Source organism: Haloglomus litoreum, from assembly GCF_029338515.1.
GTDB classification, from domain to species: Archaea; Halobacteriota; Halobacteria; order Halobacteriales; family Haloarculaceae; genus Haloglomus; species Haloglomus litoreum.
Window position 1 is genome coordinate 4,251,661 of the sequence record NZ_CP119988.1, and the last position, 25,329, is coordinate 4,276,989.

A 25,329-nucleotide genomic window follows, 5' to 3' on the forward strand; every position below is an offset into this window, starting at 1 on the left:
AGGCCAGAAGAGGGGAGAAGGCCCGCTCCAGACCGGCACGCGGAGCCCGGACCTCCGTGAGACGCGGAACTGACGGAGCAGTCTCTCAGACCGGGAGATAGAGACGTTCTGCTCTAGTAAATCCCCACTCGGTGATAGGTTCCGGCGACCGTGCTGCATAGACAGCGCAAGTCGGCCATGAGCGAGCTGGTCCCAGCGAGCGCTACAGGCATTTCCCCAGCGATTACACGCACGAGGCACTGCATCCCCAGCGGTCCGCCGAAACCGGCTTCTCCAGGCCCGCCGAACGGCAGCCAATGTCAACATCCCAGATCACGGACGGCGTCTACAGGATCGACATCGAGTTGTTCGACTCGGGGTTCAGTTCCGTCTACCTCTTCGACGACGAGGAACCGACACTCATCGACGCCGGCACCGCTACGAGCGCCGACAGTATCAAAAAGGGGCTCACTGACTGCGGCGTCGATCCGAGCGACCTCCAGCATCTCGTCCTCTCGCATATCCATGTCGATCATAGTGGTGCCGCGAGCGCCCTCGTCGACGCGGCGCCGGATCTGAATGTCTACATCCACGAGATGACAGCGTCACACCTGACTGACCCCGACACCCTCATCGAGAGCAGCAAGCGTGCCATGGGCGACTACTTCGATCTGATCGGCGAACAGGACCCCGTCCCCGAAGAGAACGTCATCCCGGTCTCGAACGACGGCACGACGATCGACATCGGGACCAACACCCTCGAGATGCTGTACGCGCCGGGCCACTCTCCCGACCATTTCGCGGTCTGGGATCCAGAGCGCGAGTTCCTGTTCGCCGCCGAGTGCCTCGGCCTCTATCTCCCACGAGCCGACCGGTGGCTCCCGCCGGCGACACTCCCGAACTTCGACGTTGACCAGATCGCCGACACCATCGACCACCTTCGGACGCTCGACCCCGAACACATCGCGTTCCTGCACTCCGGTACATGGCCCCGCGAGCCGGCAGCGGCGTTCGACCTCGCCGAGCGCGAACTCCATCGATTCGACGAGCGCATCCTCGACCTACACGAGGCGACCAACTCACGCGAGGCGACGAAACAGGCCGTCGCCACGGAGCTCGTTGATGTCTCACCGCCGTACGACGACCGCGTCGAATCGTTCATCGCGAGTCTCATCACCGACGGATACCTCAAACACCACGGCATCGAGTGATTATGGAACGACGAAGACGGACTCAAACCGCTAGCGGCCACAATATACTGCCCACAAGATTACTCCGGAGTCGAACCGGAGCTGCTAGGTGTCGTGGATGCGAACCGCAGACGGGTCCATAGGCCAATCTGACTAGAAAGTTGGGGCCTTGTTTAGACGCGGTGGGGATCGCTGTCTTCGGTCGTTGTCCGCAGACCGAAATCAGACCGAGAGGTGCTCATAGACTGATTGTGCTCGCCCACCAGAGTCGCTGACCTACCTATTCAAGACCGTCTACGCAAGGCCCAACCTCTCGATTCAGCAAGTCACATCTATCAGCATACAGCGGTTTCAACAGAGCCGGAAATTCAGACCAAGGTCGTGGCTGCGCGCACAGCGAGCGCAGCGAGCGAGCACGGAGCGGTGGGTGGGGAGGCGGCTGGCGGGTGGTGGCCCCACGAAGAAAGAGCGGGGCGACCCCGCTACACCCGGTCAGGGAAGACGACCTGACTGTCGGCCGTCAACGCGAGCGACACCCGTCCCTGGTACCAGCTCGTCGCGGCCGCCCGAATCCGAACGCGTTCGCCCTCATCAATCAGCGGCTGCCGACTCTTGGCCCAGATGGTCAACTTGACGCGACCCGTCTCATCCTCCAGCAACCCGACTTGCTGGATTGCGCTGTTCGAGGGCGTCCAATCCTCGATCCACTCACCCTCCACTGAGACCTCCTTCCGGGGCACGTCTTCCAGCTCCCCGATCGGCACGACCGTCCCTGCACGTCGGCGCTCCGCGTCCAGCACGTCCAGCGTCGCTTCGGTGATATCCTGCCCCCGAGCGACCCGTTCGGCCAACTGTCGGCTGATGGCCGCCCGACTGCCGCATTCGCGCACCGTCTCCTGAATCCGCTGCGCTTGCTGGTTGACCTCCGCCAGGGTCGCCCCATCCAATTTCTCACGCGGGTCCGCGCTCTCGGGGCCGGCCAGCGAGTCCACGCTCGCCCGTCGCCGGGCGAACTGCTCGCGCTCGCGCCGACTGCCACGTGCCGCTGCCACTCTGGCGGCCGCCTCGCGCCGCTCGGTGACGGGACCATCCGTTCGCGCCCGCGTCCGGGCCTTCTCCTGCTCACGCGCCTCCCACTTTTCCTCCGCGACGAGCGTCATCCCGTACGGGTGCTCACGCTCGGCCGTCCCGTCGACCTTCGCGATCGCCTCCGAATCGATCTTCGCCTGCGACCGCAGCTCCACCGTCGGGCGCAGCTCCGGTTCCTCCTCAACCGTCTGCTGTTCGTCCTCCGATTCGACTGAAACCTTTTCCGCGATTACGTTGTAACTCGACATGCTTCTCACCAGGAAGCTGGAGGCGTCCTCCCGACGCCTTCGACACAATCCGACCAGCAACAGCGCTCTCGCTCGCGCCTCCGAGCGCCCCGCAGGGGCGCGAGCGAGAGCGCGGTCTGCTCGGGCACAGAACCAGTCACGCGCGCCAACCGGGCGGGCGGAAACGTCCAGCGGAGTAAGCGTGCCGCCGAGCGAGCGCAGCGAGCGAGGGCAGTCCGAGCAGCTACTGCAGCGCAGGACCGGCTCGCTTACCCGCTGGCGTCAAACCGGATGCCCGGAACGGCGCCGCAGGCGCCGCACGCCCGGAACGGTCGGTGACGAGTGCCGCGCCCGCCCGCACGTGGCGAGCGTGACGGGCCGTCGACGACCCACCCAGCCACCCAGCAGCCGCTCGGTTCGGAGGACCAGCCCAGCACCACCGACGGAGCCACGGTGACCCCGACAGTCCGAGCTGCGAACCGGCTGCACGTCGGCCGGCAGTCAGTCGTCGCGCAACGCCTCGACCGGCCGCACCACGAACGCGTCGTCCCGATCCACGTACTGGCCGATGTCCCGGTCTCGAGCCCGCGAGGTCTCCCGCGAGAGCCACCGGGTCAATTCTCCCCGAACCTCGGCTCGAGACTTCGAGACCGACTGCCACCCGATACGAGCATCGTAGAGGCGCTTCTCGAACCACCAGCCATCCTCCTCAGGCAGATACCGGATCAGCTTCGCCCCCCAGAGGTTGGTCGATCGGTACTCGGCAGCGATTTCACCTTCGGCAACCGCCGCGAGCACGCGGTCGACGAGCGCCTCGATCTCGGCGTCGTCCCAGTCGTTGGGGACCGCGAGGTCGATCTCGTCGAGCGGCTCGAAGCCGATCGGAGCGTCAGTACCGCTGTCCGTACCGCGAGTTGTCGAATCCATGTTTGCTCGACGGAGCCGGTGCCCCGCCACCCGTCCCGCGAGGGGCACAAACCGCCGGGAGCACACACCGAAGAACACACGGCTCGCGCTCGGCCCAGCACGGGACCGGGTGGGACTGAAAGGGGCCAGTCGCTCGCCCCGGTGCGACGACGCAAGCACCGCAGCCTGCGAGGCGCGCAGCGAGTCACACCGGGCGAGCGACTGGGGGCTTTCCCCGACAGAGATCCTACCAGACCCGATTGAACTGTCTCCGGGCGGTTAGATATCGGGCCTCCCGTCCTCACCCCTCCTCGACATCCACCTCGAGAAACTCCCCATCGCCGACAGCCAACGCCTCCCGCAACAGTACGAGATGCTCGGCGGCCTCCTCCCGGAGGTCCTTCGCTCGCTCCAGCCCGACCTCTCCGTCCTCGAGTGTCTCTGCGATCGTCTCCAGCCGGTCGATGCGCTCGCTGATACCCCACCCGACGGCATCCGCTGCGGCACGCATCGCCCCCGACGACACTGCCGAATCGGCGTCACCCTCGCACGGACAGAGAGTCAGCACCACCGAGCCACGAATCGGAGACAGTCGGCACCGGAAGCTGACGGGAGTAGAACCCATCAGAAGCCTGTAAGCGGCAGAATCAAATGGGCTGGACGGGATCGGTTAGAGAGATATCTGATGGAGATTCCGGAGCAACTCCGATGTTTGTTTTCCGCAGAGATAACCGAACAGCGCGGGAGCTACCACGTTGAGATTCCCGAGCAGGAGCTGCAGCTCGGCACGCTCTCGGCGAACGAAACGTATCGCGTGGCCGTGCTCAAGACGGCAGCCGAGATGGAGAGCGAGACGGCAGCCGACACCGAAACCGACCCGACGCCAACCCAAACCACCGCCCGCGACCACCACGAGCCCCCAGTAAAGGAGGGTGAGACACGCACGGTCGAGATCGAGAGCCTCGGCGACCAGGGCGACGGCATCACCCGCGTCGAGCGCGGGTTCGTCGTCATCGTCCCAGATACCGAGCAGGGCGAACGCGTCCGCATCGAGATCGCGGACGTCCAGCAGACCGTCGCGTTCGCCGACGTCGTCGAACGCCTGAGCTACTACGACTGAGACGACCAGCGCCCGGTGTAATTCTGGCGGCGAATCGACCCCGCTGTCTTCGACGCGAGACTCGGCTCGCCACACAAATAATTACTTCCAAGCATAGAAAGAGACTACTATATACTCAACAATCATTAGACAATGCGCTCACCTACAGACAGTCCTCCGGAGACCGACCTGGTGCTGGTAGGCGGCGACCGCCGGATGAAATCCTACGCGATGTTCAAGACCGTGAATCTGGACTGCATCGAGGTCACCAACTGTGTCTCCGATAGCGAGAACTACGCAATCCGGTGGGTGTTCATCAGAGACGGCGAGTACGAGGCCTGGGTCAAGGTGCCCCACGTGGAGGAGTACGGCTACGAGATCCAACCCGACGAGCGCGTTTCGGAGGCCGAACTGGAGGCCATCATCCTCAAACAGCGGGCGATTCAGGACGGGCCGTCCGTATCGATGGCGACCGTGAGGGACCTCCTCGAGCAGAAGCACGAGGACCAGCTCCCACACGCGCTGGTGGCGCTGTACTACGCAGCCAAGGCGGACCCGACGGTTCCGGAAGCTGAGGTGGATTCGATCCGTGAACTCGTCCACGAACACACGGGCTACGTCGACACCAGCCACCAACCGACGGTCAGGCGTATCCTCGAAGAGGTACTTGGGGAAGCCGAAGACGCAGACGTGCCCGAACAGCCGTGAAGCGGCGCTGCGCTCGTCGGTCCTTCCAGCTCTGTTGAAACCCTCAATCGGTGATAGGTTCTGACTGCTGTGCTGCATACAGAGCGCGAGTCGGTCACGAGATGAGCTAGCCTTCACGAAACGTTTTGCGTGGCACTCTCCACAGTACTGGTTATGTCCACGACTGTCGCAACCCCTGCTCCGGACGAACTGTGTGCGTACTGTAGGTCGCGTATCTTCGACCACGACCCGAATTGTGTCCGTGACTGTGACGACGACTGCGACTCCCCAGAGTACTTCTGTAACTATGCATGTCTCTCCGCACATATCGAGGAAAACAGCCTGACGACGGGGAATGCGTGTGTGTGTGGAACCCTGACGAAAGCGACTGCTGCTGAGCGACTGTATCGGTGACGAAGGCTGGTACCTACGAGCAACGAATCCAACATCGCCCCAATCGGGCCTGCTCCAGACACCCACTGTGCTCACCACGCTCCTCCTATCAGCCACAGAACGTTCCAACAGGGGCCTGTCGGATGATTATCAGGGCCTAAGTGAGAGATGTAACACGAGCAGTCCGATGCCAATTGCTAGCGATTCGATGATGTGCACCGTCGTCAGGTCTAACGAGAAGAAGTTGAACAGCACGCCCTCGATGAAGACACCGACGGTGATAATGGCAAATCCCACTGTGGCATTCCGCAGGAACCGCTCCCCAGTACGACGGTATGCTTTGTAACTCACCCAAGAGACGCCGGCACCGAGCAGGAACACCGCGAATCGGATGGCTGAGAGCACAAGCGTTGGGACGTCGACCATCTCACTTACCCCGCTCCCGATCGTTTCTGCGCTGGAGTTCTTCTGGTGAATACCTCTCGGAACGTCCGTAGAGCGAATACAGGATGATCAGCATCCCGACAGCAACGATGCTGGTCTGGACGGTGCCAGCCCAGAAGATGGAGAACTGTATCACGTCGAACAAGATTCCTTCGACGACCGCTCCGACGCTGATGATGGTGAAGCCAACAGCAAGGTAAAACATCGACCCGTTACCAGAGCGCCGGTAGCTACGGTAGGCGGTGCCTGCGATAAGTAACCCGAGTACCATCGTAATCGCCTTGGCGATGATAAGTCCCTCGTGCATCATCCACCTCGCATCTCTTGCCACAAGCGGCTGAACCTATCGGCGGCATCCTCACGGAGCCGTATCTCGATGTCGAAGTCCCCATCCATCAGATCGATTCCGATGTGGTCGAGGTTGGCCTCGTAGACGCTGTGGTGGTGCCCGCCAGTGGTGTCGATCTCGGTCTGCTCGACGAGTAGATCGAACGCTTCGAGCTGTTCGATGCGTCGGTACACCGTTGGGAGCGACATCTCGTATCGTTCACTCAGTGTTTTTGCTGACATGGCTTCACGGCTGGTTGCAGCGAGTATTGTTCGGGCGTACTCGTCCGCCAACAGGTCGAAGAGGGCCTCTACGCCACTGTCGGCTTCTCGTGCGGACGAGGCCCCGGTCACGGGCGGTGGTTAACTCCCCGCATATATATGTTGTGGGCAGATGTTCCGACTCGGAAAGTCTGCTCGTGGGGCTTCCTCCCCTGCCATCCAACTCGCAGGTGTAAGGTGACCAATGATGTCAGACGATGAACTCGGCCGCCGGACGTTCCTGGGTATCGCAGGTACAGCGACTGCTATCGGCCTCGCCGGCTGTGTCGGGTCGGGGCCGGGTAGCGGAGGCGGTGAAGCGGATACGACCCCCACGTCGACGCCGACGGCCACCCCGACGGACAGCCCGACCGCCACCGCGACTGAACACGGCGAGGAGGGCCATCACGGGGAGGAACAGCACCACGAAGAAGAGGAACAGCACCACGAAGAAGAGGAACAGCACCACGAAGAAGAGGAACACCACGAGGGCGAAGAGACCCACACCGAAGGCGGTCACAGCGGCAGCGGGCCAGCTGAACACGCCACGGTGAACATGCAGACGACGTCCGACGGACAGCACTTCCACCCGCACGTCGCGTGGGTCGAACCCGGAGCTACCGTCACCTTCGTCAACGAGAGTGGCACCCACTCCGCCGCCGCCTACCACCCGGACAACGGCAAGCCCCAGCGCATCCCCGACGGGGCCGCATCGTTCGACAGCGGCCTCCTGACCGAGGAGGGGGCGACGTGGGAACACACCTTCGAGACGGAGGGGGTCTACGACATCTACTGCGAACCCCACGAACAACTGGGGATGATCGGAACCGTCCTCGTCGGCAAGCCGGACGCTCACGGCCAGCCCGGGCTCGCCGAGCCACAGGGCGAGATGTCCGAGGCGGTCGCCTCGAAAATCTCATCGCTCAACGGGCAGGTCAACACGATGCTGGGCCACGAGCACTAGACAACGGGTGAGTCGGGGTTCACTGGCTGGGCTCGAGCACGAACTCCAGTCTTCCCGGCTGTGCGTCCGTTTCTGGGGATTGTGAATCGACCTGACTTCCGGCGTAGTCACGATTCGTTTTCCCCCTCTGAAGAATGACGGGCCGAATCTCTCGCGTAGCGGCGTTTCAGGCTCTCGCCGAGAAGTGACCACCAGAGGTAGCCACGAACACGGCACGGTTCTCACCAAGCGCTACTGATGACGACACGACTGGCTTCCCGGTCGCAACCGGTTATGACCGGCGGGAGAGCACGGACTCGTCTTGTGGCTGGAGGTCGGCCCGTCGCAGGAGCTGTGCGTTCACCGCCACGATGACCGTACTCGCGGACATCAGCACGGCGCCGAGTGCCGGCGTTCTCGACGGCGGCGACGAGCGTGTACACCCTCTATAGTCAGCACCACTCTTCTGACAGGCCGCCAGTAGTTCCCGGCTGCCTTGCTGCATACAGAGCGCATATCTTGCACGGCACGAACTCAGACCGTCCAACTATTCGCCGGTACCCTCGATCTGGGTAGTTGAGAGCGAACAGTACCGAAAGCACGCTCTTCTCTATTTTCTCCGGCAGAAAATCGCTCTCGACTGGCCGAATTGACGGGCCAGACAGTGGGAAATCCCATAACGGGGAAGGCTGTACTACGGATGTGAGCGTTTACCTCGAATTTACTATCGAAGCTGACGCCTTCCACCTCGGCCGAGTGCTGGATCCACCCCCCGGCATCTCCCTCGAACTGGAACGCGTCGTCCCGACCGGCTCAATGGTCGTGCCGTTCGTGTGGGTCACTGGGGAAGACTACTCCGCCTTCGAACGAGGCGTCCGTTCACACTCCGCTGTCGAGAGCCTGACAGCCCTCGATCGGAACGGCGAGCAGGGATTGTACCGACTCGAGTGGAAACACTCGCCGACGGACCTGATAGACGCGATGGCACGATCTGACGCCGTGATCCTCGAAGCGACAGGTGACACGTCCTGGACGTTCAGACTCCGGTTTACCAATCATGACAACCTCACCGCGTTTCACAACGCCATCGACGACCAGCACATCTCCATCCAGGTCAAGCGGACCTACACACTGACCAAGGAGTCCAGCCGGGGCCAACGACTCGACCTCACACCGGAGCAACGGGAAGCGCTCGTGCTGGCAGTCAAGTGGGGATATTTTGCGTCCCCGCGTGAGGTCAGTCTCGGCGAACTCGCCGAGGAGTTCGGAATCAGCCAGCAAGCGACCTCCAAGCGCATCCGACAGGCCAACGAGAAGATACTTCAGGAGGTCTTGCTACCCGTCGGAGAAGACAGGGATCACTAACTGAAATTTCTCGTACCACTGATGAGTATGGTGTGGCTGCTTCGGGCACGTTGCGGTGTACTGATTCGCCACGGGACTGGAGGTGAACTTATAAACGGGTTGTTCGAACAACCCTGATAATTAGTAATGGGTGCTGGGGTACTGTACTAAAGAATGGTAGCTGACAGTAACACTGTACCTAATTCTCGGGCAGCGGAAATTTACTGCGGAGGTATGACGCGCGGGGTAGTAGGAACGTCCTACGGGGACTCCGCCGGCGCTGGGGGCCAGAAGAGATGACTGATGACGACGTGGAACCGGTAGATACGGGCGGGTCGCTCACTCGCAGGCGGGCGCTCCAGTTCGTCGGCGCAGGGGGTATGGCGGCGCTAGCTGGGTGTTCGGGCGGTGGCGACGACCCCTGCGACCTGACTCTCACCAAAGAGCACTCGGGTGGGACGGTCACGTACGGGAGCACGACCGAGTTCGAGCTCACCGTCTGTAACGAGGGCGACGAGGAGTGTACCGACACCGTCACTGTCACCGACAACTTGCCGGCCGGAACGACGTTCGACTCGATCAGTGGGAGCGGGTGGACCGCCAGTGCGAGCGGCGGGACCGTCACGTTCGAGCATCCCAACAACGGCGGACTCGCTGGCGGGGACTGCCTGCCGACGCTGACACTCACTATAGCGGTCGGCCAGCCACAGGATGTGGGCCCCGAGATCACCAACTGCGCCGCGATCGAACAGGGCAGCGTCAGTTCGGACCCGGCCGAGCGATCCGGGAAGAAAAAAGACTGCGCCAAGGCCCCGGTCGAACTCGACGGCGAGTGTGACCTGACGATCTCCAAGACGTTCGAGGGTGACGTCATCAACGCGGGGACTGCAGCCACCTTCCAGATAGAGGTCTGTAACGAAGGCGACGGCGTCTGTACAGAGGAAGTGACAGTCGTCGACGGCCTTCCGAGCGGCGTCACCTTCGGTTCGGGGAGTGGTACTGGCTGGTCTGTCAGCCAGAGCGGTGGCTCGGTCGTCGCGACCCACGACAACAGCGCTGGGCTCGGCCCCGGCGAGTGTCTCCCGGTACTCGAACTGACGCTCAATATCGGCTCGATGGACGAAGTCGGGGACGCGATTCGAAACTGTGCGGCCCTCAAGGTCGAAGACGCGAACGACGCGAACGACGTCGACTGTGTGAACGTACCCGTCGACCCCGGCGAACCAACCGGCGAGTGCGACCTGTCGATTTCCAAGACCTACGATGGCGAGTTCGTCACCGAGGGAACTGCTGCGACCTTCCAGATAGAGGTCTGTAACGAGGGCGACGGCGTCTGTGAGGAGGAAGTGACGGTCTTCGACGGCCTCCCGAGCGGCGTGACCTTCGGTTCGAGTGCTGGCTCCGGATGGTCGGTCAGCCAGAGCGGCGGGGCAGTCGTCGCGACCCACGACAACAGTGCTGGACTGAATCCTGGCGAGTGTCTCCCGGTACTCGAGTTGACCTTCAATATCGGCTCGATGTCTGTCACTGGCGATCAGATCCGCAACTGTGCGAGACTCGGCGGATCGGATGCCAACGCCGACAATAACTGGGACTGCGTGAGCGTACCCGTCGAGCCCGGTGACCTCGACGGCGAGTGCGACCTGGGCATTTCCAAGAGCATCGGCGCTGACGCCGTGGTCGAGGGGACGACCGCGACCTTCGAGGTCACGGTTTGCAACGAGGGCGACGGGATCTGCGACGGGCCGGTGACGGTCGTCGACGGGCTTCCGAGCGGTGTGGCGTTCGACGTGGGCGCTGGCGCCGGCTGGAGCTTCAGCGAGTCCGGCGGGGTCGTGACGGCGACCCACGCCAACGGCGGCGGCCTCCAGCCCGGCGAGTGCCTGCCCACGATGGAAATGAACGTCCAGATCGGCGCTATCGAGGAGACAGGCGATCAGATCCGCAACTGCGTCAGTCTCGAAGGCGAGGACCCCAACAACGACAACAACAGCGACTGTGTGAGCGTTCCCGTCCAGCCCGCGCCGGGCGAGTGTGACCTCGCGGTCACCAAGACCCACGCAGGCGGCGACGTGGTTACCGCCGAGTCGACGACGACGTTCGACATCGTGGTCTGCAACCAGGGCGACGGCAACTGCGACCAGCAGGTGACCGTCACCGACGACCTGCCCGCCGGTGTGACCTTCGATTCAGCGACCGGGACCGGCTGGTCGGTCAGCCAGAGCGGGGGTGTCGTCACCGCGACCCACGCCAACAGCAACGGGCTCGCACCCGGAGACTGCCTCCCCGCGTTGAGCCTGGACGTCACCGTCGGGTCGATCGACGAGACCGGCGACCAGATCACCAACTGCGCCAGTATCGACGGGAACGACGGCAACGCTCGAAACGACCGCTCCTGTGTGACCATGACCGTCACCGAGCCGGTCGATAGCTGTAACGCCCTCGAGATCGAGAAGGTGGCCGCGACCCAGTTCACCTATGGCCAACAGGAGGAATACGAGATCAGGGTACACAACCCGACGAACGGACCGTGTGACGCTCAGATCACCGTCACGGACGATCTTCCAGACGGGATCTCGTACGTCTCTCACTCCGGCAGTGGCTGGAACGTCACGGTCAGTGGTGGCGTCGTCACCGCGACTCATCCCAACACCGGCGGTCTCGCGGCCGGCGACTGGCTCCCGACGCTGACGCTGACCGTGGACGTCCTCCCGGCCAATCAGTTCCCCGGTGGCTCGGACGCTATCCAGAACTGCGCGCAGTTGATCGTCAACAACGCCGTGGTCCACGAGAGCTGTATCACGCACGTGATTACGAACGTGTGACGCCCCTATTACCGTCGTCTGGGGCATCGCGCTGGCGTTGGCCTACCCGAAACCAGCCGGTTTTTGACCCGAATAGCGGTATGATTGGGTATTAGCCACGACGAGCTTTCGACCGGCGAGCCCGCCGTGGTGACCTGCGGGTTGCCCTATGCCAACGGCGACCTGCACATCGGCCACCTGCGGATCTACGTCGGTAGCGACGTGTTCAGCTGCGCCCTGGAGAAACTGGGCCAACAGACCGTCCCTCAAACAATTGGGTCTCCGATACGGTATCTCAGGTCGTTACCAGTTCCCGCTGTACGTACACCGAAGGCCGAGAAGGTCGAATGACCGATACAAGCTCTATATTCAGCATTGAGACTCTGTCAGCTGTAGAGAGTGTGGGCAGTGGCAGGACTGATGCCATCACGAGAGGCTCAGGAAGGGTACGACCCCGGCATACCAATCACTCATCTACCTCTCGCAGCAACTCGTCGGCGACATCGGTCGCGACGTAGTAGGTGTGTTTGCGGTGGGTCTCGTCTTTGGGCTTCAGCTTCCGCTCGCTTGCCTTGATCGTCCCACCCTCGTATTCGGTGACGAGACCAACGCGTCGAAGCGCCCGATAGCAATGCCGGACGTACTCGAACTCCATCCCGAGTTCGTTGGCCGTCATCCGAGCATAGTCGGGCCCGCCACGAGCCAGCCGCCGGACGATGGTCTGGCCGTCGGGCAGGTGCCGCAACACGTTCAGCTTCCCCTCGCGCTCCTCAAGGAAGCGTAACAGGTGGTCACCCTCGCGGGAGAGCCGATAGTACGTGTGGTGCTGGCGGACCTCGTCGCTCTGCTTGGCCTTGGCTCGCCGTTGCTTGACCGTCCCGGACTCGAGGCGCTCTAGGAACCCCACCTGCTCCAGCTCCTTGCACAGGTCCTCGACCTGTCCACGCTCGGCGTCGAGATGCCCGGCCATCGAGCGCGGGTAGTTCCCCTCGACAGTATCGAGATGGTAGAGCAAGAGGTAGGCCACCGGGTCCGCAGGCATCGGCGCCAACTGACCTACGACGGCCTGTTTGCGCTCCAGTTCGGCTTCCAAGTCCGACGCCCGTTCGTATCGCTCCTGGGCGTTGGTCGACGGGTCGGCGTCGAGATCCAGCGTGATCTCGATTGGCTCGCCCTGCGGCGTCCGGAGCGTTACCTCCAACTCCCCAGTCTCCCAGTGGTCGCCCGACTCGTTGCGAGCGGTCTCCAGCGCCCGCTGGACCTGCTCATACCGAGTCATGATGGTGTCGGCTTCACGCCGAAGCCGATCGATCTCGGCCTGGGAGACCATTGGAGTCGCGTATTGAACGGCGTGAGGTTTGAACGTGCTGCGCTTGAGTTCATCACAGCTGGAGCCAAGCACTCTCGCGAATCGAAGTCGTTACAGAAACGACTCCCTGGGACCGATTCAGCCCGTCACCACTGAATTCGCTCTTCCAGCCAATTCTGCTCAAGATAGTCGGTCGCAACGCCGACTGCGATGAGGAATCCCAAGACCAAACCCCCAGCATGTGCGACAATCGATCCCCCCGCCGGAAGCTGAGATATCTGATATATGAATACGAGCGCAACGACCAGTGTCTCCACGGGAGAAGTCCCAATTGCACCACTCAGGTCACCAAGTCTGGCACCCGCTTCTCGTCCCGTTAATGCGTGCGTCACACCGCTGATGCCAACGGTTGCCATACCGAGCAGATACGCAAGCACCGTCAATGCGTATCCTGCGAGAGCGATAAACAGCAGATATTGGCGCCATCCGACCCGTGATTCGACGAAGGGACCTATAGCGAGAAGGAACAGCAGGTTCCCCAGTAGTAAATCGACCCCCTGGTGAATTAGCGGCCCAAACAGGAAGATCAGAATCCGGCCAGCAGCACCCTGGGATTCGAGATAGGTCGGAACGCTCTTTCCGGCACCACTAGCGAGGACAGAAACGACGAGCCAGACGAGCAGTAGGACCAGGGCGAGCCCTGTCGTAACGGAGTACGACTCGAAGGGACGGGCTCGTGCCATCGCAGAGGAGGTTCGAGAGGCTCAGAGATAATCACTGGGGCTTCTGAACCCATCATCTACTTATCCCATCACGTAACCACCCGAAAACAAACGGATGGCGAAGACAGGTACCACCCACGAGTCACATCAGTACCTCCGCATCCGACCCGCAAACGAACCACTAGCCGCCGACCGACTCACCGCCCAGTTCACGCAACTTCACGAAGCCATCGACACGCCGATCGAGTTCTGCCTGACAGTCGACCCCAACGCCGACGAGATCGCCTACTACGTCGGCGCCCCACCGGACTCGCTCCCGACCGTCCGCCGACTCGTACAGCGACTCACGCCGGATGACTATGCCATCACCGACCCGGACACTAACCCACTCCCCGACCCTGACGACCACGACTGCACCGTCGCCGAACTCCAGGGCATCGGCGAACGGCGACAGGACTGGCAGACCCGCCTCCGCCCACCGCAACTCTCGGACGCCCCGGAACAGCACGACACCGCCCGGGTCGAGGACGCACCGGACCTCGCACTGGGCTCCGTCGCCGAGGGGATGCTCGATGCCGACGGCCGCGTCGTCTACCAGGTCCTCCTCCGACCCAAGCCGGACTGGAGCGCCGAGGCAGAGTACCGCGTCCGGCAACTCGAACACGACGAAGACACGCTGAGCCAGCGGGCGTTCAAGACACTCGTCGGGCCCACGGATCCGGACGACCGGGGAGACGACTCGACGACCACGCCGGCCCACCTGAAGGGCGACACGGGTAGTCGGCCGGGCACCCGCATCGACGCGATTCTCGCGAAATCATCGAACCGTTCCTTCGAGGTGAACGGCCGACTCCTCACCACCGGGCCGAACGCCGACGCCACCGCCCGTGAACTTGCCAGCGGCTTCGCGGCCGTCGGTGGAGATTTCTACCGCGTCGGACACCGCCTCCACACCGATGACGAGGCCGCCGACCTCGCCGAGGCCATCACGAACAGCGAGTTCCGCGAGGCCGACTCGCTCACGAGCACGCTCCGGAAACGACTCCCGCTCGGCAGCAACTGCGATCCTAGCATCGTCGCCGACGCGACCACAGTCGCGCACTTCTGTCTGCTCGACGGGAGCGAACTCTCCGAGCAAGCCCGCCGGGCGTTCAGCACGCTCCCCGAGGAACGGACGGGCATCCAGCTTCCGGACGAACACACCCTCGCGCACTACGACGACCCTGGCCTCCCCATCGGCCACCCGCTCACCACGGACAGTACCGCGCTCGACCGGACGCTCTCGCTCCCGCCGGCCCTGCAACCACTCCACGTCGCGTGGTTCGGGAAGACCGGCGCCGGGAAATCGACCAGCCTCGTCAACGCCATCCTCGAGAACCAGCACGCCACCGACGGCGCGGACATCCTCATCGACCCGAAGGGTGACGGCATGCCCGCCGAGTACTTGCGGGCCCACTACGCCGACCACGGCGACCTCGACGACGTCTACTACTTCGACTGTGCGGATACCCTGCCGGCGCTCTCCTTCTTCGACATCCGCCCGCAACTCGAGGCGGGCATCAGCCGGGCCAGCGCGGTCCAGAACGTCGTCGACCACTACGTCGAGGTGCTCCGGGGCGTGATGGGCACCGAGCGCTTCGAGCAGGCCGTCCGGTCACCGGACATCATCCGGTATCTCGTCAAGGCGCTGTTCGACCCGGTCCACGGGAGCGACGCGTACACCCACGCCGACCTGCAGGCCGCCGTGCAGCAGCTCCGCAGCACCCGGCAGCCGCCGGAGGTGTCGGACCCGGAACTCGAGGCGATGCTGGAGGGCATCGTCGCGAACAACGAGCGCTCGTTCAGCGAACTGCTCCAGGGCGTCGCGAACCGCATCGAGAAGATTCCGCTCGACTACCGACTCAATCGTGTGTTCAACCACACGCACGGCGACGGGCCAGCGTTCGACTTCCACGACGTACTCGACGAGGACGCCGTCGTCCTGTTCGACCTCGGCGGCCTCCGCACCGAGAGCCAGCGCGTCCTCACCTTGGTCCTGCTGTCGAACCTGTGGACGGCGCTCAAGCGCCGGGAGCGGGCCGGCACAGGCGACCAGCCACTCGTCAACCTCTACCTGGAGGAGGCGGCCGACGTGGCGGCGACGGACCTGTTGAGCGACCTGCTCGCGCAATCACGGAGCTTCGGCCTCTCGATGACGCTGGCCATGCAGTTCCCGGCACAGCTCCAGCAGGCCGACGCCGACGCCTACACGGAACTGCTCAACAACGTCTCCACAATCGTCACCGGCAACGTCGCCGTCGACGACCAGCTGGCAACCCGGTTCGCGACCGCCGAGATGCCACCCGAGGATGTCGGCAACCGACTCCGTGCACTCGAACGCGGCCAGTGGTTCGTCTCCCTGCCGGCGCCGTTCGGGGAGGCCGAACCCCGGCCCTTCCTCGTTGAGTCGCTGCCGCTGCCACCGGGGCATCCAGAGGGGCCCGAACCGCTCGCTCCAGCGGAAACGACGGGGTTCGACGCGCTGTTCACGGCCGTCGCCGAACGGACGAAAGAGCACCACGGCCTCACCATCGAAACGGACACGGCGACGGCCACCGCTACAGCGGAGACCGCCGACGCCACCGACCGTGTCGACTCGGCGCTCCCGTTCACGGAGACGCTGCCCGAACCGGTTCGCTACGACGAGGAGCGCCACGCGCTCCGCTGCGAGTCCTGTGAGGCACGGTACGAACCCACCAGCGACGGCATGCGCCGGGCCATCGACTGCTGTCACGCGCTCGCCGATATCGACCGGGAAGCGATTCCAGTCTGTCGGGTGCCGCTGAAACTCTCCGCCGCGGAACGAGCCGCGAGCGAGTACTCGGACCAGCAACTGCTCTTCCTGCAGGCGGTCTACGCCGCAAGCCAGCAGCGGTTCGATCCCGAGGTAGAGTTCGACTTCCTGACGGACTCGATGAAACGCCTCGTCGAGTATCTCGGGCTCGAAGACGCTGCGCTCCAGGAGCTCACCGACGATGGCCTGCTCCGCCACGACGGGAACCGCCCGCACAAGTTGTACACGGTGACCGCCGCTGGCCGCGACGAGATCGGTGAGCGCCACCGCGAGGGCATCGCCCACGGCGACGGTGAGGGTGACCTGGCCGAATCGAGTCTCCACGCCATGATGGTCGCCTGCGGGGCACGGTACATCGAGCAGGAATACGCCGCCGACCCGGACTCACCGGTCGTCGAGGCGGTCCGCTATCACCCGGTCGGAGACGGCCGCCGGCTCGACGCGGCGGGGCTCGATGCCGATGGCGAGGTCGTCGTGGCGCTGGAAGCCGAGCGGCTGAACCACAACCCGCGGCGGAACGTTCCGGCTGACTTCGACGCGATGGCCGCCTGCGACCCGGAGGCCGCGCTCTGGGTCACGGAAAATCGAGAGGCCGCCCACGAGGTCCTCGGGGCGCTGAACGACCCGCTGGAGGGCGAGCCACGGGTGGAGAAGACGTACAGCGAGAACTCACCACCGCGGCAGTGGAAGATCGATACGGCGGGCTTCACAGACGCGCTCACGCTCGGTCGCGTTCGGAACCAGATGTAGACAGCCGCGGCCCCAGTTAAACTCCATATTTTTGATATTTTCGCGAGACCGTGCTGCATACAGAGGATGAATCTACCGTGCTACCAATCCCAGAGACCTGCCTCGTCTACTGTGTGAAGAATTCTACATCGAAGTCAGGCCCTAAACTGATAATGAGAGACTCGCTCTTCTCGCCTGTAGGATTCCACTGAGTCGTGTGGGGGCCGCTCTGTTGCTCCGTCTCGACGGATTCGAACGTGATTGTTACCTCGTAGTTCCCGGGAGGAACGACATCGGTGAGCGTCGAACGATAGGAGGTTGTCGGTGGTTGTCTCGTTCGCGTGTCATAGACGGTTTGTGGGTCCGAGAACAGCCCACCCTCGCTCTGGATAGATATTTCCTTCCACACTTCCTGTCCGGTCTGATTAGCAATCTGGATATTGCCACTCTCGGAAGGAGAGAGTGAACATCCAGATAGAGGAACTACCCCCGCAGCAGCGATGATAACGGACCGCCGTTTCATTACATGCCGTTACTCAGTCGGGGCTTAAGTGAATGTTCGTACCGGCCCGCGTGTGACTGACTCGCGCGCTGTATCGGTCACGGCATTGCTGACAGAGATTGAGTAGTTAGCGAAGATGCTTCTGTATACACAGCGCGTATCGGTCGGATCAGTATCGTGTTCCCTCCAACGACGGGGGACTCACTCGCCTCATCCACCGTTGCGGTCGTCGCCTCGGGCGAACTCGACGTTCGTAATCTCGAAGCGGGCACCTCCCTCTGCACTCGCGGTCACACGGATGTCCCACCCGTGGGCGTCCACGATTCGGTTGACGATACTCAGGCCAAACCCAGTGCCGTCCCTCGTCCCTGAATATCCCGCTTCGAATATTCGCTCGCCGGCCTCCGTCGACAAACCGACCCCGTCGTCCGCGACGTAGAACCCGTCATCGAGTGGGCCGACGGTCACCGTCACGTCTCCACCGCCGTGCCGAATCGCGTTCTCGAACAGGTTCTGGAGAAGCTGTCGGAGGCGCGTCGCGTCGGCGAGGATGGGTCGCTCGACCTCGACCGAGAGCCTACTGTCCTGAGTATCGACGGCTTGCCAGCACGACGTGGCAACCCGGTCAAGCGCCACGGGATGCACGTCACCGACGTCCTCGCCCTGTCGTGCCAGCTCAAGCAGGTCCGTGACGAGGCGTTGACTCCGATCGATTGCTCTCCGGGCTGGCTCCAGATGCTGGCTATCGACTCCGTCGTCCTCCTGCAGTAACTGGAGGTGTCCCTCGGCAATATTCAACGGATTCCGGAGGTCATGGCTGACGATGCTGGCGAACTCCTCAAGTCGCTCGTTCTGGCGCTGGACTGCACGCCGGCTTTCGACGCGCGAAGTGATATCCCGAATGACGTTTACCACACCAAGGAGGTCACCCGTATCGGATTCGATTCGGCTGGCAGTGGCTTCGAGATGGATAGTATCAGCACCCTCCCCCAAACTCACCGTGTCTCTAACCCTTGGTCCTGTGCTGTTTGCCAACCTCTCCATCGTCTCCATCCACGCTTGCGCTTGGTCATCGGGAAACGGCTCGAGAATGGACTCTATCGAACTACCGAGGTACTCGTCGCGTGAGACTCCTGAATTGTCGACGAGCACTTGATTCACGTATATGCATTCGAGGTTTTCGTCATATAATGCTACACTCTCTGGAAGTGTGTCGAGGATTGTTTTGTACCGTTCGAGTTCTTCCCGCGGCGAGGTCATTTCATCACGTATTCCGATAGCATACTGAATCGTCATATCAACTTGTTGGACTTGTCATAAATGTGCACTCTGTATCGGTCACACCAAATCTATCAGCACCGAAGAGAACAGCAGCCCCACGAACCGCTACTCCAGCCCGTCCGACCCACAGTCCAGGTCGCGCCGGTACATCGCCTCCCGGCCACAGTCCGTACACCGATAGAACGTCTCGCCTGTCGGCTCGCCGTACCGGTCGAATTCACGCAACGGCCCGACGATGCCGGTCACCGCGCCACCGTCGGTTGCCGTCGGTACCGAATCGCCGCGGGCGGGCCTGGACGCCTCCGGCAGTCGCCCGTCGGGCGTCGGCACCCGACCCAACCGAACCTCCAACCGAACCCGCCGCAGGTGCTTGCACCCACCGTCGGGCTCGCGTGCCTGCCAGTCCGGACAACTGCACGTCCCGGCAGCGATATCCACGCGGTACGTGTTCCCGGATTCGGACGTGACATCGTACACGCCTCCGGCCCGCCGGAGGGCGACCGTCATCGATTCCTCGTGGGCTCGCCGCTCCCGTCGAGCGGCGGCCGTTTCCGAGTCCGCAACGTCTGTATCGGGGGAGTAGATCTCCTCGACCATTCGAATCACCGGGACGCGACCCAGCTCGGCCCGCGCCCCGCCCGTCGGGGCGCCCAGAAACCCGACCGGGGAGTCACCCACCCGACGGCGAGGGCTGGTCGCGAACCGCGTGTAACTCGTCCAGACGCTTTCGAATCGTCGCCGGCGTCACATCGGCCGCCTCCGCGATCGCCGCCTGTGTCAGCCATCGCGCCTCCCCGACTTCCCGGGCCGCCACGAGGAGACACGCGGCGGCCACGCCCGCGGGCTTCCGACCGTTGTCGATGTCGTGGTCCTCGGCGACCCGGAGGATGGCTCGGGCCCGCCGCTCGACGGCCGGCCCCAAATCGAGTTCCGAGGCCAGCTTCGGGAGATACGCGTCGGGCGACGGCGGCGGCGTCGGCAGCCCGAGTTCACGGTTCAGCACGTCGTAGGCGTTGGTGACGCTGCTCTCGTCGACGCGCGAGACCGGGAGGAACTCACCCAGCAACCGCGGGGTGTCCGAACACCGGCAGGCCGCGTACAGGCTGGCGGTCGCCATCGCCTCGATCGAGCGCCCCAGGAGCAGGCCCGCGTCGTGGGCCGATTTGAACAGCACGCTCGCCTGCTCTTGCAGGGACTCGGACAAGCCGAGTGCGCTCGCCATCCGGCCGATTTCGAACAGCCCCTCCATCTGGTTGCGCTCGCGCTTCGAGCGAGCCTTCGTCCGCCGGTGCTGCTTGCGCAGGCGGCCCAGCTGTCGCTGTTTCGCGTCGGAGGGGCCGCTGCCGAGACCGTTGACCGCCTGCCCGATCTCCGTGGAGAGCCCGCCGTCGTGGTACGTCGGCGAGAGCGGGGCGCCGGTTCGCTTCGGATTGCGACCCCGCTCCGCGTCGTCCGCGAAGCTCCGCCACTCCGGTCCGCGGTCGATCGTCGACGCAGCGATGACGAGTCCACAGTCGTCACACACCGTCTCGTGGTCGGTCGTGTTCACGCGCCCGCCGCATTCCGGGCAGTCGGTCGCGCTCTGGTTGCCGCTCGACTCGTCGAACGTCCGCGAATAGATTGCACCTGTCTGCATCGGTCATCGAGGAGCACTCCAGGGCGCCCCTCGCCCGTCAGGGGCCCAGAAACTCGATGCGGTGCGGCCGCCGTTCAGACTGCGAGGCTCACGCGCACCTCGTCGTCGGTGGTCGCGAACAGCTTCCCCTGCAGGTACTGGAGCGCGGCCTCGCGGTCGAACATGCCGCGGTCGATCATCTCCCCGACGACCTGCTTCATGCCCGCGAACTGCCCGCGGGTGAACCCATCACCGACGGGCTCGCCCTCGTGCCAGCACGTCGGCTGCAACGCACCGTGCCCGACGGTCGGACTGTCCTCGACGCAGGTCGCCTCGTACTGGAGCCCGAACCACAGCGTCCGGTAGGCCGTCACCTCGAACTCGCGGTCGACCACGTAGAACGCCTCGTGGATGAGGTAGTCCAGGTGGTCGGTAATCGCCTCGGTCAGGGTAACATCGGCCACCTGCGGGAGCGGCTCGACCTCCGCGTTCGCACAGTCCGCGAGGTCGAACTCCTCCTGGACTCGCTCGGGGGCCACGCCGCTCGTCAGGTCGGCGTAGATGTCGGCCCCGGCCTTGGTCGGCCGGTCACTCCCGAACGGGGTCGCATCGGTGATCGTGTGGCGGAGCCGAAGGTTCAGGCCACCCCAGTGGGTGTAGTGGAGGTTGTAGGTGCCATCGATACGTTCGTAGGCGACGAGTGCTCTGTGTCCCATCGGTTGCTCCGAAGGGCGCTTCTGGGCGCCCCTCGCCCGGTAGGGGCCGATAGAACGCCCGCCGGGGCGAGGACTGCCATGGGCTCTGGTCGCGTGAAACGTTCAACTCGTGTCTGACTTGCTCTGGGAGAATCCCTCGATTGCTGACAGTACGGGTGTGACCGACTCAGAGGGTGAGTTCAGAACGAACACACGATGTACCATTAGTCAAATCTCGTGGACTCCGTATGGCGACTCAGTTGGTGGGTCACTCTGATGGCGAAGGACAAACACTTCAACTTAAACTTTGCCACTACTTCTCAGCCTCAGAAAAATGCCAGTAGTACCATATTTATTCGTAAGAAACCCTCGGACTATGGCCGAATGTGGGTGGGTATCAGAAAGGGTGATATCGGAAATTGCAGAACATAAGGGGATTTCCGAGAAGGAACTCCCTCCATTGTATGACTCAATTGAACCCGATGCTCTTGACGAGATGTTCTGTCACACGAATACGAAGACTGGAACCGAACTGGAGGTCCGGTTCACCTATGCGGGGTATACTGTCGTGATTCGGGACCCATCTGAAATCATATTAGAGAAATAGCCACGCTGAATCGAACGATTCGGGCACATGGGTGCCGACCGGTCTCTCGTGACCGACTCGCGCACTGTATTCAGCAGGGCCCAAATTAATTATCAATGGTTGAGAATTTCAACAGAGCCGGCTAGCGTTCTCGACGGAGGCTAGGGCGGACTCAGGGACTGGCTCAGAGACTCACGCGGACACTTCGAGACAGGCCTCATGAACGATCTCGTTGTTCTCGTTCGGCCCTCGGGATTGGCCAGGCACGATGGGGTCGCTACAGATTGCACAGCGCAGCCGTGTGGTCTCACTCGCTGCTTCGGTACGTGATTGGCTCATGTGTTGGACTCTCCATGAGCAAAGAGTACGCCCACCCATGTAGAATGGTAGCATTTTCACCCTGCAAGTCTGTTACGTGGAACTGGGTGACCCACAGCCAACCAAGCGGGAAGGGTGCTGTAAACGCGCGGTGTATGCAGCAACCGTCGAGAGTCGTGCCTGCTCACTGTCAGTACCGTCGTGACCGACTCAGAGAGTGTATCGACCACCGTGTGATGTAAGGGAGTTATAATCAAAAGAGAAACAGTAATCAGTATGGTCCCAATCAGAACGGCGATCTCAGAGACGTGGGAAGAGCAAAGCAACTGGCTAATGGCGCTGCTCTGTGGTTTTTCAGCTGGACTTGGTGCGATAATTGCAAATATCGTGCTGCCACATGTTGTAGAGCCACCAATCGAACACGCGATCATTGGCGGTCTATTCGCAGGTGGTGCCGTACTTATTGGCGTCACGGCGTTCTCGGTCTATAACCGCAGACAATCAAGAAATAGACCAGCAACGTGAAATTGGTCGAGCACTTTTCCGAGATGATTGAGAATCTGGTTTGGTGTCTTTGCGGGTAGCTAATGACCGACTCGCGCACTGTATCGGTCACTACTGCCCGAACGTAACCGATTGGAAAGTTCCCGAGAGCCACCTGAACGGACCAGCAGCCGACGGCACAACCCGCCAGCCACCCCACACCGCGACCGCCGATTCCTGAACCGGGCGGGACTGAAAGGGGCCGGTCGCTCGACCCAGCCCCGGCGACGGAAGCACTGCAGGGAGCGAAGCGACTGAAGCGCACAGCGAGCCGCGGCTGGTCGAGCGACCGGGGGCTTTCGAGGCCTACCCGACCGATGCCGACCCTATCCCCACGGAAGCAAGCGATCCCACCAGCCCGCCTCGGACGACTCGGCCGACGCCTGCGCCGCTTCCAGTTCTTCACGCCGGGCTCGTTCGGCCTCGAGGTCGGCCTGCAACTCCGCCTTCTCGGCCTGCAACTGCTGCAGTTCGGCCTCCAGGTCCTCGACCACACTGACTGGCACAGTCGCCTCGGCCGACGTCCCACCACCGTCCGCCCCACCGGTGCCCGAGTCCCCACGCCCCGACGCCGTCCCACTCAACCCGGAGCTCTCGGACCCGCCACGGGAACCGGTGTAGAACTCGTCGGTCCCGGCGATGGCCCGCTCGATCGTCCGCTCGCCGTAGGTCGCCCCGTCCGCGAAGTGCTGTTCGTCCCACTTTGGCCGCATCAGTCCGGACTCGCGGAACAGCCGGTCCAGCTGTTCGGCATCCCCGCCGGTCCAGAACGCCAGCAACGAACACAGGGCCATATCCGCCTCCGACTGACTCGGATAGCCGTCCATGTTGCCAGCATAGAGCCGCTCGAACTTCGCGCCGTTCGTCGCGCTCCGAGCTCGCGACAGGAGTTCCTCGTCACCGAGGTCGTTCCCCGGGCCGCCCACAGCACCGGTCGGCGCCGTTCCGTCATCGTGCGACGCCATAGCCGCCGTGCTCTCGGCGTCATCGCTCGCCCCGTCGCTCCCATCGTCCTGGGCGACGTACTCCGCGTGGACTGCCGTGAGCGCGTCCTGACGGGCCGCGAGTCGCGAGGGGGGCTCGGACAGCTCGTCGCCGGTCACGGTGAAGAAGCGAGCGTCGTCGTACAGCTCGACGTCCCCGTGTCGGTTCCGGCCGTCGGGCAACTCGCCTTCGACCAGCACGTGGACGCCGGTCCCGGAGGGCGAAACCTCCGTGTACGAGTCGAGGCGGGCGACGATGTCCCGGGCCCAGTCGGTGAGGGTCCCGTCGTCGGGGTCCCGACAGTCGTCGAGATCCACGCCGACGATCGGGTCGGCCGCGGTGAACACGAACCCGACCCCGGTCGCACTGTCGGTGGCGTACGCGCGAGCCGTCGCGAAATCCGTCCACGTGTCGGGGTCGGTTGCGGAGGCGTACGTGCCGGTCGTCGGATCGACCGGAACCTTCGTCGGCTTGCCGCTGCGGTCCTCCGTTCGCCAGGCCACCCACTGCTCCCGCGTCACCAGCGGTGCCGGGAGGGCCTTGGCCGTCGGTAATCCACCCATTTTCGCACCCGAGTCGTATCCGGAAGGAAGGCATAAATCCATCTGCTCGCGACGGCGGTGGCGTCGAGCAGATCAGCTGATACAGCGTGTTTCCATGGCGTAATCTCCGGAGAGAGGGGGCTATCGAGGAGCCCACGACGCGGCCGACAGTGGCTCGCCATCGCCGGACTCGCCGAGTCTCGGTGCCCACAGGCCCGCTGCTCCGGAATCTGCTCTTGGGTAGGATGCGGAGCCGAGTACACAGCGCCTGATACAGCCGGTTTCCATGGCGAATTCCGGCGGGAGCGGCGATTCTGGGGGCAGCGATGCAGACCCCGGGGGCGGACACAGATGGGGGGCTTCGCCACTATAGCGGTGGTGTGAGCGAGTGGGTATCGTGTGGACGAGATGAGAGGGGACGACGGTCGAGACCGGCGCTCGGAGTACGACCGATACGAGTCGTGTATCGGCGATTCTCAAGTATCCGGGCGGCTCGCAGAGAGTGCGACCGAGTGCCTACCGACTGGCGGATTCAGCCAGTATCGAGGCTGTATCGGCAATCCAGCACCCGTTCGGTGGTGATGGTCGACGTGCCGAGTCGCAGCGTGGCAGTCCGTTCGAGCCGGTGAAGTGGCGTTACAGTCGCTGTATCGTCCCAGTCCGGGAGCCTCGCAGTCTGGATTGCAGGCTCGAGTCGTGCGGTTCGTACTGCCGGATTTCGCCATGGAACGCGGCGTGTATGCCGATCCAGCGATTTCAGAGCAGTCACCTCCGGAGAGTGGCTCTTGCATCGTAGCCAGGTGAACCCCTACACTGGGCATACAGCGGCTGTATCCCCGATATCCTCGCTCGCGTGGGGTTCCGTGGCTCCGCTGCTCCTCGGGGCGGGTGGTCCGTTCGTCCCCGACGGCCGGACACAGATGCTACTCACGACTGTTGTTGTGGCGACAAACATGGCTGTGTAGAGTTGAAACAGG

General features: G+C 63.2%; 23 protein-coding genes and 2 pseudogenes. 11 read left to right on the top strand and 14 right to left on the bottom strand.

The genetic code is table 11. The annotated features are described in order from the left end of the window. Positions 1 to 296: 296 nt before the first annotated feature. Positions 297 to 1,190 (top strand): MBL fold metallo-hydrolase, encoded by an 894-nt coding sequence (locus P2T62_RS21180; RefSeq protein WP_276259010.1) that lies wholly within the window; start codon positions 297 to 299, stop codon positions 1,188 to 1,190. Between the two features lie 461 nt (positions 1,191 to 1,651). Here the strand turns inward: P2T62_RS21180 and P2T62_RS21185 are convergent, their stop codons facing one another. The 3 genes from P2T62_RS21185 to P2T62_RS21195 all read right to left on the bottom strand — a co-directional run bounded on the left by P2T62_RS21185 (position 1,652) and on the right by P2T62_RS21195 (position 3,902). Then, positions 1,652 to 2,506: a DNA-binding protein gene (locus tag P2T62_RS21185; protein WP_420028465.1), complete on the bottom strand. Its 855-nt coding sequence runs from the start codon at positions 2,504 to 2,506 to the stop codon at positions 1,652 to 1,654. Between the two features lie 480 nt (positions 2,507 to 2,986). Then, positions 2,987 to 3,490: a DUF8030 family protein gene (locus P2T62_RS21190; RefSeq protein ID WP_276259012.1), complete on the bottom strand. Its 504-nt coding sequence runs from the start codon at positions 3,488 to 3,490 to the stop codon at positions 2,987 to 2,989. A gap of 202 nt (positions 3,491 to 3,692) precedes the next feature. Next, positions 3,693 to 3,902, bottom strand: coding sequence for an exodeoxyribonuclease VII small subunit (locus P2T62_RS21195; RefSeq protein ID WP_276259013.1), 210 nt, complete (start codon positions 3,900 to 3,902; stop codon positions 3,693 to 3,695). Between the two features lie 174 nt (positions 3,903 to 4,076). On the opposite strand from P2T62_RS21195, the gene P2T62_RS21200 reads away from it, so the two are divergent. The 3 genes and pseudogenes from P2T62_RS21200 to P2T62_RS23490 all read left to right on the top strand — a co-directional run bounded on the left by P2T62_RS21200 (position 4,077) and on the right by P2T62_RS23490 (position 5,575). Next, entirely contained in the window at positions 4,077 to 4,511 is a 435-nt protein-coding gene (locus P2T62_RS21200) for a TRAM domain-containing protein (RefSeq protein WP_276259014.1), read from the top strand. 132 nt (positions 4,512 to 4,643) lie between these two features. Then, positions 4,644 to 5,198 carry a hypothetical protein gene (locus P2T62_RS21205; protein ID WP_276259015.1) on the top strand — a complete coding sequence of 185 codons (555 nt, stop codon included), beginning with the start codon at positions 4,644 to 4,646 and terminating at the stop codon, positions 5,196 to 5,198. Positions 5,199 to 5,351: 153 nt separating this feature from the next. Next, positions 5,352 to 5,575: pseudogene (locus P2T62_RS23490) on the top strand (hypothetical protein). A 145-nt stretch (positions 5,576 to 5,720) separates the two neighbouring features. Here P2T62_RS23490 and P2T62_RS21210 read toward each other — a convergent pair. Genes P2T62_RS21210 through P2T62_RS21220 form a run of 3 tightly spaced genes read right to left on the bottom strand, consistent with a single transcriptional unit; the run spans position 5,721 to position 6,695 of the window. Then, the gene (locus P2T62_RS21210) at positions 5,721 to 5,996 is read right to left on the bottom strand and encodes a DUF7521 family protein (RefSeq protein WP_276259016.1); all 276 of its coding nucleotides are present in this window, start codon (positions 5,994 to 5,996) and stop codon (positions 5,721 to 5,723) included. Position 5,997: 1 nt separating this feature from the next. Continuing rightward, positions 5,998 to 6,321: a DUF7521 family protein gene (locus P2T62_RS21215; RefSeq protein ID WP_276259017.1), complete on the bottom strand. Its 324-nt coding sequence runs from the start codon at positions 6,319 to 6,321 to the stop codon at positions 5,998 to 6,000. Next, positions 6,321 to 6,695, bottom strand: a complete 375-nt coding sequence (locus tag P2T62_RS21220) for a winged helix-turn-helix domain-containing protein (protein WP_276259018.1) — start codon at positions 6,693 to 6,695, stop codon at positions 6,321 to 6,323. The genes P2T62_RS21215 and P2T62_RS21220 overlap by 1 nt, the downstream gene beginning before the upstream one ends. 112 nt (positions 6,696 to 6,807) lie before the next feature. On the opposite strand from P2T62_RS21220, the gene P2T62_RS21225 reads away from it, so the two are divergent. From P2T62_RS21225 to P2T62_RS23495, 4 genes and pseudogenes are all read left to right on the top strand, one after another. Beyond that, the gene (locus P2T62_RS21225; RefSeq protein WP_276259019.1) at positions 6,808 to 7,566 is read left to right on the top strand and encodes a cupredoxin domain-containing protein; all 759 of its coding nucleotides are present in this window, start codon (positions 6,808 to 6,810) and stop codon (positions 7,564 to 7,566) included. Positions 7,567 to 8,247: 681 nt separating this feature from the next. Further along, positions 8,248 to 8,910, top strand: coding sequence for a helix-turn-helix domain-containing protein (locus P2T62_RS21230; protein ID WP_276259020.1), 663 nt, complete (start codon positions 8,248 to 8,250; stop codon positions 8,908 to 8,910). 275 nt (positions 8,911 to 9,185) lie between these two features. Then, positions 9,186 to 11,714 carry a hypothetical protein gene (locus tag P2T62_RS21235; RefSeq protein ID WP_276259021.1) on the top strand — a complete coding sequence of 843 codons (2,529 nt, stop codon included), beginning with the start codon at positions 9,186 to 9,188 and terminating at the stop codon, positions 11,712 to 11,714. A gap of 90 nt (positions 11,715 to 11,804) precedes the next feature. Then, a pseudogene (locus P2T62_RS23495) lies at positions 11,805 to 11,954 on the top strand (class I tRNA ligase family protein); the annotation flags it as partial. A gap of 205 nt (positions 11,955 to 12,159) precedes the next feature. Here P2T62_RS23495 and P2T62_RS21245 read toward each other — a convergent pair. Both P2T62_RS21245 and P2T62_RS21250 read right to left on the bottom strand, forming a co-directional pair. Then, complete coding sequence (locus P2T62_RS21245; protein ID WP_276259022.1) at positions 12,160 to 13,023, bottom strand: DUF2250 domain-containing protein; 864 nt, start codon at positions 13,021 to 13,023, stop codon at positions 12,160 to 12,162. A gap of 125 nt (positions 13,024 to 13,148) precedes the next feature. After that, positions 13,149 to 13,745 carry a rhomboid family intramembrane serine protease gene (locus P2T62_RS21250; protein ID WP_276259023.1) on the bottom strand — a complete coding sequence of 199 codons (597 nt, stop codon included), beginning with the start codon at positions 13,743 to 13,745 and terminating at the stop codon, positions 13,149 to 13,151. Positions 13,746 to 13,839: 94 nt separating this feature from the next. Between P2T62_RS21250 and P2T62_RS21255 the strand changes: the two genes are divergently transcribed. Next, on the top strand, positions 13,840 to 17,307 hold the full coding sequence (locus tag P2T62_RS21255) for an ATP-binding protein (protein WP_276259024.1): 3,468 nt from the start codon (positions 13,840 to 13,842) through the stop codon (positions 17,305 to 17,307). A 106-nt stretch (positions 17,308 to 17,413) separates the two neighbouring features. On the opposite strand, the gene P2T62_RS21260 is transcribed toward P2T62_RS21255, so the two are convergent. The 5 genes from P2T62_RS21260 to P2T62_RS21280 all read right to left on the bottom strand — a co-directional run bounded on the left by P2T62_RS21260 (position 17,414) and on the right by P2T62_RS21280 (position 21,400). After that, positions 17,414 to 17,809: a hypothetical protein gene (locus P2T62_RS21260; protein WP_276259025.1), complete on the bottom strand. Its 396-nt coding sequence runs from the start codon at positions 17,807 to 17,809 to the stop codon at positions 17,414 to 17,416. Positions 17,810 to 17,998: 189 nt separating this feature from the next. Then, positions 17,999 to 19,084, bottom strand: coding sequence for a PAS domain-containing sensor histidine kinase (locus P2T62_RS21265; protein ID WP_276259026.1), 1,086 nt, complete (start codon positions 19,082 to 19,084; stop codon positions 17,999 to 18,001). Between the two features lie 90 nt (positions 19,085 to 19,174). Further along, the gene (locus P2T62_RS21270) at positions 19,175 to 19,666 is read right to left on the bottom strand and encodes a DUF8118 domain-containing protein (RefSeq protein WP_276259027.1); all 492 of its coding nucleotides are present in this window, start codon (positions 19,664 to 19,666) and stop codon (positions 19,175 to 19,177) included. A gap of 73 nt (positions 19,667 to 19,739) precedes the next feature. Continuing rightward, on the bottom strand, positions 19,740 to 20,705 hold the full coding sequence (locus P2T62_RS21275) for a transcription initiation factor IIB (protein WP_276259028.1): 966 nt from the start codon (positions 20,703 to 20,705) through the stop codon (positions 19,740 to 19,742). 74 nt (positions 20,706 to 20,779) lie between these two features. After that, on the bottom strand, positions 20,780 to 21,400 hold the full coding sequence (locus P2T62_RS21280; protein ID WP_276259029.1) for a DUF6735 family protein: 621 nt from the start codon (positions 21,398 to 21,400) through the stop codon (positions 20,780 to 20,782). Between the two features lie 355 nt (positions 21,401 to 21,755). Between P2T62_RS21280 and P2T62_RS23500 the strand changes: the two genes are divergently transcribed. Next, on the top strand, positions 21,756 to 21,986 hold the full coding sequence (locus P2T62_RS23500) for a HalOD1 output domain-containing protein (protein ID WP_420028466.1): 231 nt from the start codon (positions 21,756 to 21,758) through the stop codon (positions 21,984 to 21,986). Positions 21,987 to 22,559: 573 nt separating this feature from the next. Beyond that, complete coding sequence (locus tag P2T62_RS21285) at positions 22,560 to 22,808, top strand: hypothetical protein (RefSeq protein ID WP_276259030.1); 249 nt, start codon at positions 22,560 to 22,562, stop codon at positions 22,806 to 22,808. 344 nt (positions 22,809 to 23,152) lie between these two features. Here the strand turns inward: P2T62_RS21285 and P2T62_RS21290 are convergent, their stop codons facing one another. Then, entirely contained in the window at positions 23,153 to 24,373 is a 1,221-nt protein-coding gene (locus P2T62_RS21290) for a phage NrS-1 polymerase family protein (protein ID WP_420028398.1), read from the bottom strand. Positions 24,374 to 25,329: the final 956 nt, after the last annotated feature.